The sequence below is a fragment of the Brevundimonas sp. genome, assembly GCF_965279155.1.
Taxonomy (GTDB): domain Bacteria; phylum Pseudomonadota; class Alphaproteobacteria; order Caulobacterales; family Caulobacteraceae; genus Brevundimonas.
The window spans coordinates 1,851,224-1,864,417 of sequence record NZ_OZ257138.1 but is presented as its reverse complement, the minus strand read 5'-3'; the positions used below and the strand labels follow the sequence as shown (position 1 = coordinate 1,864,417).

At 67.5% G+C, this 13,194-nt stretch carries 12 protein-coding genes; 7 read left to right on the top strand and 5 right to left on the bottom strand.

All coding sequences use genetic code 11. The features are described 5' to 3' along the window. Positions 1 to 4 precede the first annotated feature (4 nt). Both ACQY72_RS08940 and ACQY72_RS08935 read left to right on the top strand, forming a co-directional pair. Positions 5 to 634: a hypothetical protein gene (locus ACQY72_RS08940; protein WP_428153084.1), complete on the top strand. Its 630-nt coding sequence runs from the start codon at positions 5 to 7 to the stop codon at positions 632 to 634. 78 nt (positions 635 to 712) lie between these two features. Beyond that, positions 713 to 1,696 (top strand): cation diffusion facilitator family transporter, encoded by a 984-nt coding sequence (locus ACQY72_RS08935; protein ID WP_428153083.1) that lies wholly within the window; start codon positions 713 to 715, stop codon positions 1,694 to 1,696. A gap of 4 nt (positions 1,697 to 1,700) precedes the next feature. Here ACQY72_RS08935 and ACQY72_RS08930 read toward each other — a convergent pair whose 3' ends face one another. Further along, positions 1,701 to 2,558, bottom strand: coding sequence for a glutamate racemase (locus ACQY72_RS08930; protein WP_428153082.1), 858 nt, complete (start codon positions 2,556 to 2,558; stop codon positions 1,701 to 1,703). 130 nt (positions 2,559 to 2,688) lie between these two features. Here ACQY72_RS08930 and ACQY72_RS08925 point away from each other — a divergent pair, with 130 nt between their 5' ends. Then, the gene (locus tag ACQY72_RS08925) at positions 2,689 to 4,887 is read left to right on the top strand and encodes a M3 family metallopeptidase (RefSeq protein ID WP_428153080.1); all 2,199 of its coding nucleotides are present in this window, start codon (positions 2,689 to 2,691) and stop codon (positions 4,885 to 4,887) included. Positions 4,888 to 4,989: 102 nt separating this feature from the next. Here ACQY72_RS08925 and ACQY72_RS08920 read toward each other — a convergent pair whose 3' ends face one another. Then, positions 4,990 to 5,454 (bottom strand): UrcA family protein, encoded by a 465-nt coding sequence (locus ACQY72_RS08920; RefSeq protein WP_428153079.1) that lies wholly within the window; start codon positions 5,452 to 5,454, stop codon positions 4,990 to 4,992. 54 nt (positions 5,455 to 5,508) lie between these two features. On the opposite strand from ACQY72_RS08920, the gene ACQY72_RS08915 reads away from it, so the two are divergent. Beyond that, positions 5,509 to 6,474 carry a magnesium and cobalt transport protein CorA gene (locus ACQY72_RS08915; RefSeq protein WP_428153077.1) on the top strand — a complete coding sequence of 322 codons (966 nt, stop codon included), beginning with the start codon at positions 5,509 to 5,511 and terminating at the stop codon, positions 6,472 to 6,474. Positions 6,475 to 6,512: 38 nt separating this feature from the next. On the opposite strand, the gene ACQY72_RS08910 is transcribed toward ACQY72_RS08915, so the two are convergent. Then, on the bottom strand, positions 6,513 to 6,854 hold the full coding sequence (locus ACQY72_RS08910) for a UrcA family protein (protein ID WP_428153076.1): 342 nt from the start codon (positions 6,852 to 6,854) through the stop codon (positions 6,513 to 6,515). A 138-nt stretch (positions 6,855 to 6,992) separates the two neighbouring features. Further along, a complete protein-coding gene (gene ppc / locus ACQY72_RS08905; RefSeq protein WP_428153075.1) occupies positions 6,993 to 9,692 on the bottom strand; it encodes a phosphoenolpyruvate carboxylase in 2,700 nt (899 codons plus the stop codon). A gap of 191 nt (positions 9,693 to 9,883) precedes the next feature. Between ppc and ACQY72_RS08900 the strand changes: the two genes are divergently transcribed. Both ACQY72_RS08900 and ACQY72_RS08895 read left to right on the top strand, forming a co-directional pair. After that, the gene (locus ACQY72_RS08900) at positions 9,884 to 11,074 is read left to right on the top strand and encodes a divergent polysaccharide deacetylase family protein (RefSeq protein ID WP_428156691.1); all 1,191 of its coding nucleotides are present in this window, start codon (positions 9,884 to 9,886) and stop codon (positions 11,072 to 11,074) included. Next, on the top strand, positions 11,074 to 11,550 hold the full coding sequence (locus tag ACQY72_RS08895) for an RNA pyrophosphohydrolase (RefSeq protein ID WP_428153074.1): 477 nt from the start codon (positions 11,074 to 11,076) through the stop codon (positions 11,548 to 11,550). The genes ACQY72_RS08900 and ACQY72_RS08895 overlap by 1 nt, the downstream gene beginning before the upstream one ends. Before the next feature lie 50 nt (positions 11,551 to 11,600). Here the strand turns inward: ACQY72_RS08895 and ACQY72_RS08890 are convergent, their stop codons facing one another. After that, positions 11,601 to 12,077: an Hsp20 family protein gene (locus ACQY72_RS08890; protein ID WP_428153073.1), complete on the bottom strand. Its 477-nt coding sequence runs from the start codon at positions 12,075 to 12,077 to the stop codon at positions 11,601 to 11,603. A gap of 271 nt (positions 12,078 to 12,348) precedes the next feature. Between ACQY72_RS08890 and ACQY72_RS08885 the strand changes: the two genes are divergently transcribed. After that, positions 12,349 to 13,155, top strand: coding sequence for a class I SAM-dependent methyltransferase (locus tag ACQY72_RS08885; protein WP_428153072.1), 807 nt, complete (start codon positions 12,349 to 12,351; stop codon positions 13,153 to 13,155). Positions 13,156 to 13,194 lie beyond the last annotated feature (39 nt).

The following is a 13,194-nucleotide window of genomic DNA, read 5'->3' as shown; positions in this document are numbered from 1 at the left end:
CGTCATGCTTTCCCTGCTGGGGGGCGGCTTCGTCGCGGCCTTCCTGCATGCGGCCCTGCCGACCCACTGGCTGCCCTTTACGCTGGTGGGGCGGGCGCAAGGCTGGCGACCGTCGCGGATCCTGATGGCGGTGACGGCGGCGGGCCTGGCCCATATCGCCACGACGGCGGTGGTCGGCGGCCTGATCGTGGCCGCGGGCCTGGCTTTGGATGAGTGGATTGGAGGCGTGCTGCCTCATCTGGCGGCGGTGTTGCTGTTCCTGTTCGGCGCCTTCTATCTGGCGCGCGCGACCCTGAAGCGGCCCGCGATGGCAGGCGGCCCCGCTGTCGAGACGCCGGAGCCGGCGGTGTCGGACAAGGCCGCCTTCGTGGGTCTTGTCGTGATGATGGCGGTGTCGCCGGGCGAGGTGCTGTTGCCCATCTATCTGTCCTCGGCCTCGGCGGGCCTAGGCGCCTTGGCGATGCTGACCCTGGTGTTCGCAATCGGCACGGTCGCGGGCATGGCGGTGTTCACGGCCCTGGCCAGCGCCGGCGCCTCGATCCTGCGGCTGGAAAGGTGGGCGAGGTACGAGGGGGCGGTGCTGGGCGTGGCCCTGATCGTTTTGGGCCTCGTCGTCGCCATGCATCAACACTGAGGCGACATTACGTGATAACATTCAACGCGTTATCATGTATCGGCTTGGCTGTTCCGCCAAAGGGCGTATAGGCGAACCATGAACGCCGCACACGACCATGACGACGACCACGATCATGCCGACCATGGTCACGGAGATGGTCACTCCCACAGCCATCATGGACACAGCCACGGTCATGGCGGACACAGCCACGGCCCGGTGGATACCGGCGACTGGCGCTATGCCGTCGGTCTGGTGGTCAATCTGCTGTTCGTGGCGTGCGAGTTCGGGGCGGGGCTGATCGCGGATTCGACGGCGCTGCTGGCCGACGCCGGGCATAATCTGTCGGACGTGCTGGGCCTGGCCATGGCGGGCGGTGCGGCCTGGCTGGCGCGGCGCGGCGCGCATGGGGCGGCGGGCGGTCGGCGCACCTATGGATTCGGCAAGGCCACGGTTCTGGCGGCCCTGGGCAATGCGTTGCTGCTGATCTTCGCCTGCGGGGCCATCGCCTTCGAGGCCGTGCGCCGCTTCAACGAGCCGGCCCCGGTTGGGTCGGGCGTCATCATGGCGGTGGCGGGCATCGGCTTCTTCATCAACCTGGGCACGGCGCTTCTTTTCATGAAGTCGCAGCACGACCTGAATGCGCGCGGCGCCTATCTGCACATGATGGCCGACGCCGGGGTGTCGCTGGGCGTGGTCCTGGCGGGCGGGCTGATCATGATGACCGGCTGGTCGGTGGTCGATCCGCTGGTCAGCCTGGCGATCGTGGTCGTGATCCTGTGGTCGACCTGGGGCCTGCTGAAGGATTCGGTCAACCTGGCAATGGACGGCGCCCCGACGGGCGTGGACGTGTCGGCGCTGGAAAAGGCGTTGGTCAGCCTGCCGGGCGTGCGGGCCGTGCATGATCTGCACGTCTGGGGCCTGTCCACGACCGAGACGGCCCTGACGGCGCATCTGGTGCACGACCGCGAGGATGCGGCGGCCCTGATCGGCGAGGCCCAGGCCGTGGCGAAACGTTACGCCATCGGCCACACGACGCTGCAGCTGGAGAACGAGCCGCTGCCGGATTGCCCGGGCTGCTGACCCTCTAGGCCTGGGCGAAGGTCAGGGGCGCACCCCAGAACTGGGACACCATCTCCGACTGGGGGCCGGCCTGGCCGGTGGTCAGGAAATCGCGGCGGCCGCTGTCGCCCAGGTCGTATTCGGGATGCGCCTTGAAATACCGCTCCAGCGCATCGGCGACCGCCTTGGGCTGTTCGATCAGCGCCGTTCCCGCCGGAAGGGCCTGGGCGAACAGTTCGGCGACGATCTCGTAGTGGGTGCAGCCCAGTATGGCCTTGTCGGGATGGCGGCCGATGCGGCGGCGCAGGGCGTCGACGTGGTCGTCGATCACCACCTTCAGTTCCTCGGGCGGGGCGCCCAGCTCGATCAGGCCCGCCAGGCCAGGGCAGGGTTCGGAGAAGACGGCGATGTCCTCGCGCCGCTTGTCGATCTCGATCTCATAGACGCGGCTGATGGCGGTGGCGGCGGTGCAGAAGACGCCGGTGATGGCGATGGAGGCGACCTTTTCGCCCTCCTGCGGGCGCTCGGCTTCGAAACTCCAGGGCTTGCCGGTCGCGGCCTCGATGGTCGGCACGATGATGCCCAGAATGTTGACCGGACGGCCCAGCCGTTCGCGCAGACCTGGCAGCCAGGTCTGCTGCAGACGGCGAAGCGCGATGGCGCTTGCGGTGTTGCAGGCCAAGACGACCACGGAGGCTCCCGCGTCGAACAGCCGCTCGCACCCCGCCCTGGTCAGTTCGACGATGTCTTCGCCGCTGCGCCCGCCATAGGGGGCGTGGGCCTGATCGGCTAAATAGATGAAGTCCCGTGCCGGGAAGCGTCGGGTCAGTTCGCGGTGAACGGTCAGACCGCCCACGCCGGAGTCGAAAACACCAATAGCCATGGGCGCGCTTTAGAGCAGTGCGACGACGTATCCAACCGACTTGGCGACAAGATTATGCCTGCATCAGGTGACGGGACCGGTCAGTGCGCCTAAGTGTGTGGGCAATCATGATCTTCTTTCGGAGCATTCCATGCATAGACGCCAGCTTCTCATCGCGGGCGGCAGCCTGATGGCCCTGTCCGCCTGCGCCTCGACTGGGGCCGCCTCGGGCGGGTCCGCCGCCGCGCCGTCCGCCGCCAGCCTGGCCGAGGAAGCGCGCATCGCCCGCGCCGTCCTGCCGACCCAGACGCCGCGCGCCGAGCTGCTACAGGTCTGGACCGGCTCCTATGACGGCGTGCCGCCGTTCGACAAGGTGACGCCGGCCAAGCTGCGCGCCGCCATGCTGGAGGCGATGGAACTGGCCCGTGCCGACGTCGCCGCCGTGGCGAACAATCCCGAGCCCCCGACGTTCGCCAACACCATGGCCGCCCAGGAATTGTGGGGCCAGCCTCTGGACCGCGCCTACAACATCTACAGCGTCATGACCGGCAACATCGGCGGAGAGGCCTATGACGCCCTCGACACCGAATTGTCGCCCCAGCTGTCGGCCTTCTTCGACGAGATCAACTTCAACGACAAGCTGTTCCAGCGGGTCAAGAACGTGGCGGACAATGCGGACGCCATGGGCCTGAGCGCCCAGCAGAAACGTCTGGCCGAGCGTCGCCGCGACGAGTTCATCCGTTCCGGCGCCAATCTGGACGCGGCCGGCAAGGCCGAGCTGGGCCGGATCAACACCGCCCTGTCCAACGCCTTCACCCGCTTCGGTCAGAAGGTCGTCGCCGACGAGAACGCCTGGACCCTGATCCCCAACGAAGCCGGTCTGGCGGGCCTGCCGGCCTCCAACAAGGCCGCCGCCGCCGGCGCGGCGCGCAGCCGCAACCTGCAGGGCTGGGCCATCCTGAACACGCGTTCGGCGGTCGATCCCTTCCTGACCTTCGCCGACGACCGGGCGCTGCGCGAGCAGGTCTGGAAGAAGTTCGTCAATCGCGGCGACAACGGCGACGCCAACGACACGAACGCGACCATCGCCGAGATCGTCAAGCTGCGCGACCAACGCGCCAAGCTGCTGGGCTATGGCAATCATGCCGAACTGCGCATGCAGGACACCATGGCCAAGACGCCTGCGGCGGCCCAGGCCCTGATGGACCGCGTCTGGGCGCCGGCCAAGGCCCGCGTCGCCGAAGAGGTCGCCGACATGAAGGCGATCGCCGGCTCTGCCCTTGAAGGGGGGGACATCGAGCCGTGGGACTACCTCTACTTCGCCGAGAAGGTCAGGAAGGCCAAGTACGACCTGGATCAGAACGAGCTGAAGCCCTACTTCGAGCTGAACGCCGTTCGCGCCGGCTCCTTCGCCATGGCCGAGCGCCTGTACGGCTTCACCTTCAAGAAGCTGCCCAAGGGAACGGTCCCGACCTTCGAACCGGACGTCGAGGTCTATGAGGTCCACGACAAGACCAAGGGCCGCCAGATCGGCCTGTACTACACCGACGACTACGCCCGTCCGGGCAAGCGTTCGGGCGCCTGGATGACCACCTATCGGTCGTTCTCGACGCTGGACGGGTCCAAGATCATCCTGGGTTCGAACAACAACAACTTCACCAAGCCGGAGCCGGGCGAGCCCGTCCTGATCTCGCTGGACGACGCCGAGACCCTGTTCCACGAATTCGGCCACACCCTGCACTACTTCTCGTCGAACGTGACCTATCCGTCGTACGGCAACACGCCGCGCGACTTCGTCGAATATCCGTCGCAGGTTCACGAACACTGGGTGCTGAGCCGTCCGATCCTGGACGGCTATCTGAAACACTATCAGACGGGTGCGGCCATGCCGCAGGCGCTGGTGAACAAGATCGAGGCCGCCGCTACCTTCAACCAGGGTTATGCGACGGTCAGCTATCTGTCCTCGGCTATCGTCGACATGGACCTGCACACCCAGGCCACGCCGCCGACCGACATTGATGCGTTCGAAAAGGCCAGCCTGGCGCGGATCGGCATGCCCAAGGAAATCGTGATGCGGCACCGCCTGCCGCAGTTCAATCACCTGTTCACCTCGGACGGCTATTCAGCGGGCTACTACAGCTATCTGTGGTCCGAGACGATGGACGCCGACACCTGGGCCTATTTCGAGGAGTCGGGAGACGTGTTCAATCCGGACATCGCCGGCCGCTTCAAGTCGATCATGCTGGCGCCGGGCAACACCACGGATCGGGCGGAAGCCTATCGCGCCTTCCGCGGTCGCGACCCGGACGTGGCGGCCCTGCTGAAGGTCCGCGGCTTCCCGGTCTCTTGATCTTGAGCCTATCGCCCTTCGGGCGACTTGAGGCCCGGAAAGCGGCTTCGGCTTTGTGAAATGGGACGCCGTCGGACGATCGGTCCGGCGGCGTCCTGCGTTTCAGGCCTCGAAGGCGACGCGACCGCGCGCGTATTCGGTGCGGGCGCGTTCGGGCAGGAGGGACATCGCTTCGTCTCGCACCTTGTCCATGCAGCTCAGGCGTTCGATGGGCAGGCGGCCGGTGCAGAGATTTCGCGCGACGCGCTGGACTCGGGCGTCGAACGCCGTCGCGCCGGCGCGGCTCGACAGGTCGAGGTCGCCGTAGGGAATGCGGGCTTCGATGGGAGCGGAGGAGATTGCGCCGGCGGCGAGGAAGGCGGCGGTCGTCAGAGAGGCGAGTCCGAGCATGATCCTGGTTCCATTTTTCTCGCCCCTTGTCGTCCGGGGCAGGGAACGGTGACGCTGGATCGGATCGAAACGGCGAAGCTTCCGAGGCGGAAAGGCGGCGCTTTCATAATTCGACGTCATGACATTTCGGTCAGGATCGACGCCGCGATGAACGTGCGGGTGCGTCAGGTGCTTCAACTGGGGCCGTTCAGCCTCTAAGTCAGGGGCGGGCATCGGCCTGCTGGAGATTTCATGACCGTCGTCGCCTCCTACGTCTATCGCGACGGCCAGCGCGTGCGCGAGGCGCCGTTGACGCCCGAAGGGCTGGCGCTTGAGCCGGGCGAGTTCGTCTGGGTCGGGCTGTATGATCCGACGGACGCCGAGATCGATGTCCTGGTGAAGCGGTTCAAGCTGCATCCGTTGGCGGTCGAGGACGCCCTGGTCGCGCACCAGATGCCCAAGGTCGAGGTCTATGGCCGCGAACTGTTCGTGGTGGCGCGAACGGCGATGAAGATCGACGACCGCATCGCCTATGGCGAGACCCACGTCTTCGTCGGCGACGACCATGTGGTCAGCATCCGTCACGGCTCGGCGCGGTCGCACAATCTGTTGCGGGCGCAGCTGGAGGCGTCGCCGCTACAGCTCAAGAAGGGGCCGGACTTCGTCCTGCACGGCATTCTGGACTTCATCGTCGACGCCTATTCCCCCATCGTCGACGACGCCGAGGACAGCGTGCTGGAGATGGAGCAGCGGACGCTCGACGCCTTCCTGTCGCGGGTCGAGATTCGGCGCCTGTTCACCCTGCGCCGCGAACTGCTGAAGTTCCGCCGCATCCTGGGGCCGATGGAGGAGGTGCTGGGACGGTTGCAGTCGCTGGATCTGCCCTGTATCGATCCCGACGTGCGGCCCTATTTCCGCGACGTGGGCGACCACGTTCGGCGGATCAACAGCCGGCTCAGCGGGCTGAACGACATCCTGTCGTCGGTGTTCGAAGTGGCCAATCTGCTTGAGCAGCAACGCCAGGGCCTGATCACCCGAAAACTCGCCGCATGGGCCGCCATCCTGGCGGTGCCGACCGCCATCGCCGGCATCTACGGCATGAACTTCGAGCATATGCCCGAGCTGCGCTGGGAATACGGATATTATGCGGTTCTGGGCGTCATCGCGGCGATCTGCGCGGCCCTGTACGTGACGTTCAAACGCACGAAATGGCTGTAGGCGGCGAGGGGACGTAAGCGCCCCCTCGCCGTTACGCTTCAGCTGAGAACGAACAGATCGACGACCTGGGCGACCTGACGGTCGGCGCGCGGCGAACGTGCATAGTCGGTCTGGCGCGCGCGGGGCAGTTCGCGCAGGGCTTCCTGACGGATGATCGTGAGGCAGCGGCGTTGATCGACGGCCAGACGGCCGGTGCGACGCATGTCGCGGCACAGGCGAACGCCGGCCTCATCGACGCGCGTGTCGAAGGCGGCGGCGCCGGCGGCCGTGGACAGGTCCAGGTCGCCATAACGGATGTGGGCGTCCTGGGCTGTCGCGGGGGCGACGACGGCGGCGGACAGAACGGCGGCGGCGAAGAGGACGGGGGAGAGAACCTTCATCACTTAGCTCCTGAGGCGAAAAATTATCGCTCGAAGTGGCGACGAGGGCGCAATAGTCTTGTCGTGCGACAGGATGATGAGGGTTCAGCCGCCGATCCGCGACAATGGGATTAAATCGTCGTCACGGTCGCGGCGCCGTCACCCGCTGTTCCTCAACCCCGCCGCCACGCCATTGATAGCCAGCAGGATGCCCTCGCGAACGCGGGGGTCGTCATCGCCGGCGCGGCGGCGGCGGATCAGCTCGATCTGGACGTGGTTCAGCGGCTCGACATAGGGCATGCGCAGGCGGATCAGCCGGTCCAGCTCGGGCTGGCCGCCCAGCAGCTTGTCATGGCCGGTGATGGCCAGGATGGCGTCGTGGGTGCGCTGCCACTCCTCGCGGATCTCGCCATAGATGCGCGCCGCCAGCGACGCGTCGGGGACCAGGGTGGCGTAGCGGCGGGCGATGGTCATGTCGGACTTGGCCATGACCATCTCCATGTTCTGGACCAGGGTCTTGAAGAAGGGCCAGGCCTCGGCCATCGCCTTCAACTGGCCCATGTCCTGGCCCTGGGCGGCCGAGCCGAAGCCGAACCAGCCGGGCAGCATGACCCGGCTCTGCGACCAGCTGAACACCCAGGGAATGGCGCGCAGATCCTCGATCCGGGTCGAGGCGGTGCGCGACGACGGGCGCGAGCCGATCTTCAGGTCGGCGATCTCGGCGATGGGGGTGGCGGCGCGATAGTAGTCGACGAAGCCGTCGGTCTCATAGACCAACTGGCGATAGGCGGCCATCGACCGGGCCGACAGGTCCGACAGGGTGTCGCCGTGTTCGGCGGTGAAGGCGTGATCCGTCCCCTTGCCCAGCGAGGCCAGCATGGCGCCGCAGGTCAGGGCGTCGAGATTGCGAAGCGCGATCTCGGGCTCGCCGTATTTGTTGGCGATGACCTCGCCCTGTTCGGTGGTGCGGATGCGGCCCTGGACCGTGCCTTCCGGCTGGGCCAGGACGCCGGCGAAGGACGACCCGCCGCCGCGCCCGACCGTGCCGCCGCGCCCGTGGAACAGTTGCAGCTTCAGCCCGTGTTTCTGCGTCACCTCGACCAGGGCGCGCGAAGCCTCGTGCAACTCCCAGCCCGAGGTCAGGTAGGAGCCGTCCTTGTTACTGTCCGAATAGCCGATCATCACCTCCTGCACCCCGCGCGCCTTGGCGACGGCGAGGGCGGACGGTTCCTGAAGCAGACGCTCCAGGGTGGGACGGGCGGCGCGCAGATCCTCGATGGTCTCGAACAGGGGCGCAGCCTGGATCGGGCAGGCGGCGGGGTCTTCGGGCCGATAGAGACCGACCTCCTTGAGCAGCAGATAGACCTCCAGCAGGTCCGAGGCCGCGTCGGTCTTGGACACGATATGGGTACGGATGGCCTGGGGTCCGAAGGCGGCGAGCGAGGTCGCAGCCGCCTGAAGGATGGCGCGTTCCTTCAACGTCTCGGGTTCGTATTCGGCATAGGGGCTGAACAGCAGGCGCGACGAGGCCAGTTCCTCGGCCAGGACGTTCAGCCGCCCTTCCTCGTCCAGCGCCAGATAGTCGGACTGGACGCCTGCGACCTTGAGCAGGTCCGCGACGACGCGTTCGTGGACGTCGGCGTTCTGGCGCATGTCCAGGGTCGCCATGTGGAAGCCGAAAACCTCGACCGCCGTGATCAGGTCGCTGAGCCGGTCGTCGGCGAAGACGCCGCCGTGGTGCGACACCAGACTGTCGTGCAGGGTCTTCAGATCCGCCTCGAAAGCGTCGGGACCGGGGTAGGGCTCGGCCTCGACGGCGGGTCGGCGGGGCGGCGGGGCGTCGCCCAGCTTGCGGTGCGTGGCGGCGAGGCGGGCGTAGACGCCGGTCAGGGCGCGGCGATAGGGCTCGTCGGCGCGGTGAGGCGAGGGGTCGTGGGCGGCGTCGGCTAAAGCCTGAAGTTCGGGCGACACCTGGGCCAGTTCGGCCGCCAGACTGAGCTCGGCGCCCAGGGCGTGGACCTCGTCCAGATAGAAGGTCAATACGGCCCGCGCCTGGGTGCGGAAGGCGGCAGTCATGACCGTGGCGTCCACGTTCGGATTGCCGTCGCGGTCGCCCCCGACCCAGGTGCCGACCCGCATGAAGGGCTTCAGGTCCGGTGCGTCCAGCAGACGCCGCCAGGCCGCCAGCTGCTTGGGCGCGACGTGCAGGAAGATGCGGTCCAGGAAGGAGACGACGGTGTCGATCTCGTCCTGCACCACCAGGCCCTGGGTGCGGACCAGCCGGGTGGCCCACAGGATGACGATCTGGCGGCGCAGCGGCTCGTTCAGCGCGTCGAGGGTGCAGGCGTCGCCGGCCTTGTCGCAGGCGTCCAGCAGGTCGGAAATTGCGGCGATCCGGTCGATGACGCTCTTTCGGCGCACCTCGGACGGGTGGGCGGTCAGGACGGGCGAGATCAGCGACTGGTCCAGCAGGGCGCGCACGGCCTCACGGTCCACGCCCTGATCGGCCAGGCGCTTCAGCGCGCCTTCGGGCGTGTCGGGCCGGGCGCCGGCCTCGGCCTGGCTCTGGGCCCGCCTGCGGGTCGATCGGTCCTCGGCGATGTTGGCCAGGAGGGAGAACAGGGCGAAACCGTGCGCCAGCCCCGCCGCCTGATCCACCGACATGGCGGTCAACAGCTTCTCCAGCCGCTTGGCGGGATGCGAGGCCGGGTCGCGGTGATAGGCGATGGAGGCCTGGCGCACCGCCTCGACGTGGTCGAACAAGGCCTGTCCGCCCTCGTCGCGGATGATGTCGCCCAGAAGACCGCCCAGCAGTCGGACTTCGTCGCGCAGGGCGTCGTCGGCGGCGGGGCTCATCATCGGGCAAATCCTTGGTCGGCACGGGGAGATGGGTATCTGGAAGAGCTGAAGCGGCTGCGTCAACGCACGATCCGTGACAGCCGCCCCCAGAAATCCCCACCGAGATCATGGTGAACCGGCTGTTAGGGTTTCTTAACCGGCGCGGAGCGATGATGCGGGCCTAGGATTCCAGATCGGTTCCGTCCTTGCCCATGTTCGCCAAACGCCAATCCGCCCTCGCCGCCGCCGCCGGAGCCGCTCCGCGCGCAAAGGACGGCCCGAGCTTGACGCCCGTCATCAACGCCCTGAAGAAGCCGCCGGTCGTGGCGGGCCTGGCCGGGCTGTTTCTGCTGAGCACCAGCGCCCTGTTCCTGACGGTGTTGGGCGACCCCAAGGCCGGCACGCCCTCGGCCCATGTTGCGCTGGAGCGCGAAGCCCCGGCCCCGCAAGCGCCGGCCCCGACGGGCTTCGAGGCCTTCTCCATGGGGGCGATGGGCCTGTATCAGAACCTGGCAGGCGGCGGGGACGCCGCCACGGGCGGCGAGGCCATGATCACCCTGCCGGACGGCGGCAGCGTCTCGGGCGGCGGCGCGGCCTATAGCGCGCCGGTCCATGCCGCCTCGCCCCTGGCCAAGGCGCCGATCGCGGGCCTGTCGCAGCCCGGCCCGAACGGCGTCCTGCCGATGATCGCGCCTGACGGCCGCGTCCCGGCCCAGGCCTATGCCCGACCCTTCCGACCGAACGGCAAGCCGCGCGTGTCGCTGATCGTCGGCGGTCTCGGATTGAATGCGGTGACGACGCGGGCCGCCATCGAACGCCTGCCGCCGGAAGTGACGCTCAGCTTCGTGCCCTATGCCGACAACCTGCAATCCTGGATCGACCAGGCGCGGGCGCAGGGCCACGAGGTCATGCTGGAAATGCCGATGGAGCCGACCGGCTATCCCGACAACGATCCCGGCCCCTATACGCTGCTGGCCGACGGCGGCGCGGACGACGTGGGCGCCAAGATGGACTGGCTGCTGGGTCGGGCGACGGGCTATTTCGGCGTCACCAACTATCTGGGCGACCGGTTCGCCACGTCTGACGCCGGCATGAGCGCCTTCCTGGGCGTGTTGCGCCAGCGCGGGATCGCCTTCCTGGACGACGGGTCGTTCCAGCGCCGGCCCGGCGCCTGGGCCCGCGCCAGCGCCGACCGTGTCATCGACCGGACCCAGTCGCCCGCCGCCATCATCGCCTCGCTGAACAGCCTGGAAGCCCAGGCCAAGCTGCGCGGCTCGGCCCTGGGAACCGGTTTCAGCTATCCGGTGACGGTCGAGGCCGCCGCCCGCTGGACCGCCGGTCTGGAACAACGCGGTCTGCAACTGGCCCCCGCCTCGTCCATGTCGATGCGGCCGGGGCGGTAGTGTCCGATCTCGACGTTTATCGCCCCAATGTCGGGGTGGTTCTATTCAACCGCGACGGCCTGGTCTGGTACGGCCAGCGCCACGCCACGCCCGGCCCGCACAACTGGCAGTTCCCGCAAGGGGGCGTCGACGAGGGCGAGGATCTGGAATCCGCCGCCCGACGCGAGCTGCGCGAGGAGACGGGCGTGACCTCGGTCGAACTGCTGGCGCGGACCGACGACTGGATCCTGTATGACTTCCCGCCCGAGGCCATGAACAACGCCAAGGCCTGGCGCGGCTTCAAGGGTCAGAAGCAGCAGTGGTTCGCCTTTCGCTTCACCGGCGACGAGAGCGAAATCGACCTGGCGGCCGACGACGATGTCGAGTTCGACGCCTGGCGCTGGGGCCCGTTGTCGGACGCCTGCGACCTGATCGTGCCGTTCAAGCGGCCGGCCTATGAACAGGTCGTCGCCGCCTTCGCGCATCTGGCGACATAGAATAAAGGGCGGCGCGAACGCCGCCCTTTCAGAGTTCGCCTTGAAACGACTTAAGCCGCTTCGGCCTTGTTTTCGGCCTTGCCTTCGATCAGGGGCTGGCCGGCGCCGATCTCGATGCGGCGGGGCTTGAGCGCCTCGGGCAGTTCGCGCTTCAGCGAAATCGACAGCAGGCCGTTGACCAGGTTCGCGTCGGTGACGACGACATAGTCGGCCAGCTGGAAGCGGCGCTCGAAATCGCGCTCGGCCAGGCCGCGATGCAGATAGGTCTTCTGCGCGGCATCGTCGTTAGCGGTCTTGCGGCCGGTTACGGTGAGCAGGTTTTCCTTCACCTCGATATTCAGCTCGTCAGGGCCGAAGCCGGCGACGGCGATCTCGATGCGGTAGGCATTCTCGCCCGTGGTCTCGATATTGTAGGGCGGATAGCCCGTGTCCTGGCTGGTCGTGCGCGAGGCGCTTTCCAGCAGATTGGCCAGACGGTCGAAGCCGACGGCCGAACGGTACAGCGGGGTGAAATCATAGGTACGCATCAGCATCCTCCTGAGGATCAGCAAGGTTGAGCCGCCCGGCGGTTTGGCCCGGACGGTAGGGATGCAGTCCGACGACCCGAAACCGGCGTCGTCAGTCTGGAGAACCCGAAATCGGCGTTCTCGGGAGCAAAGATGGTGACCTGAAAAACCGCGTCAAGGGCGCGGCGGCGATGATTTTGCTTGCGTCAAATTGGCCGGCGTCTCGCGAACGTCATTTGCTCGGGCGCCGCGCCTGCCTATGGAGAAGGACCTGAACCCGGAGCCCCTGATCATGCGCCCTGCCGTCTTCGGCCTCGCCGCCGTCCTGCTGTCCGCCGTCCCTGCCGTCGCCCAACAGTCGCCCCAGACCGAAGGCGCGTGGACCCCGCCGCGCTCGGCCCTGTCCAGCGCCTTGCCGACCTTGGCCGAGGACACGGCCTTGCAAGCTGCTGTCGCCGCCGAGACCCGGCCCGCCGCCGACCGCGCGCGCGACGTCTATCGCCACCCCTACGAATCCCTGACCTTCTGGGGCCTGACGCCTGGCATGACGGTGGTTGAGATCGAGCCGGGCGGCGCCAGCTGGTGGCGGCATATCCTGGAACCCTATGCGGCGGCGACCGGCGGTCGCTATGTGCCCGTCAACCGCCCGCTGGAGGACATGGGCGTTGCTGAAGGCAGCGCGGACTTCATCCTGGTGGCGCGGGCCTTCCACAACTGGTCGCGCAACGACCGGACCCAGCCCTATCTCCAGGCCTTCTTCAAGGCGTTGAAGCCCGGCGGCGTCCTGGCCGTCGAACAGCACCGCAGCGCCGAGGGGCTGAACGTCGCCGACGTGGCCTCCACCGGCTATGTGCCCGAAAGCTACGTCATCCACGAGGCGCGCAACGCCGGCTTCGTGCTGGAGGCGCGCAGCGAGCTGAACGCCAATCCCAAGGACGATCACGACCATCCGTTCGGCGTCTGGACCCTGCCGCCGATCCGTCAGTCGGCGGCGCGCAACGATCCGTCGGGCCGCACCCTGACGCCCGAGGAACGGGCCGCCTTCGACGCCATCGGCGAGAGCGACCGGATGACCCTGCGGTTCCGCAAGCCGGAATAAGGGATGTTGCGTTTTGACCGGGCCTGCGAACCTGATTAA

Excerpts from the sequence above, each read along its gene's own strand:
- ACQY72_RS08940 (WP_428153084.1), top strand. The coding sequence starts at position 5 with ATGCTTTCCCTGCTGGGGGGCGGCTTCGTCGCGGCCTTCCTGCATGCG.
- ACQY72_RS08885 (WP_428153072.1), top strand. The coding sequence starts at position 12,349 with ATGCGCCCTGCCGTCTTCGGCCTCGCCGCCGTCCTGCTGTCCGCCGTC.
- ACQY72_RS08900 (WP_428156691.1), top strand. The coding sequence starts at position 9,884 with ATGTTCGCCAAACGCCAATCCGCCCTCGCCGCCGCCGCCGGAGCCGCT.
- ACQY72_RS08930 (WP_428153082.1), bottom strand. The coding sequence starts at position 2,558 with ATGGCTATTGGTGTTTTCGACTCCGGCGTGGGCGGTCTGACCGTTCAC.
- ACQY72_RS08910 (WP_428153076.1), bottom strand. The coding sequence starts at position 6,854 with ATGAAGGTTCTCTCCCCCGTCCTCTTCGCCGCCGCCGTTCTGTCCGCC.
- ACQY72_RS08915 (WP_428153077.1), top strand. The coding sequence starts at position 5,509 with ATGACCGTCGTCGCCTCCTACGTCTATCGCGACGGCCAGCGCGTGCGC.
- ACQY72_RS08925 (WP_428153080.1), top strand. The coding sequence starts at position 2,689 with ATGCATAGACGCCAGCTTCTCATCGCGGGCGGCAGCCTGATGGCCCTG.
- ppc (WP_428153075.1), bottom strand. The coding sequence starts at position 9,692 with ATGATGAGCCCCGCCGCCGACGACGCCCTGCGCGACGAAGTCCGACTG.
- ACQY72_RS08935 (WP_428153083.1), top strand. The coding sequence starts at position 713 with ATGAACGCCGCACACGACCATGACGACGACCACGATCATGCCGACCAT.
- ACQY72_RS08890 (WP_428153073.1), bottom strand. The coding sequence starts at position 12,077 with ATGCGTACCTATGATTTCACCCCGCTGTACCGTTCGGCCGTCGGCTTC.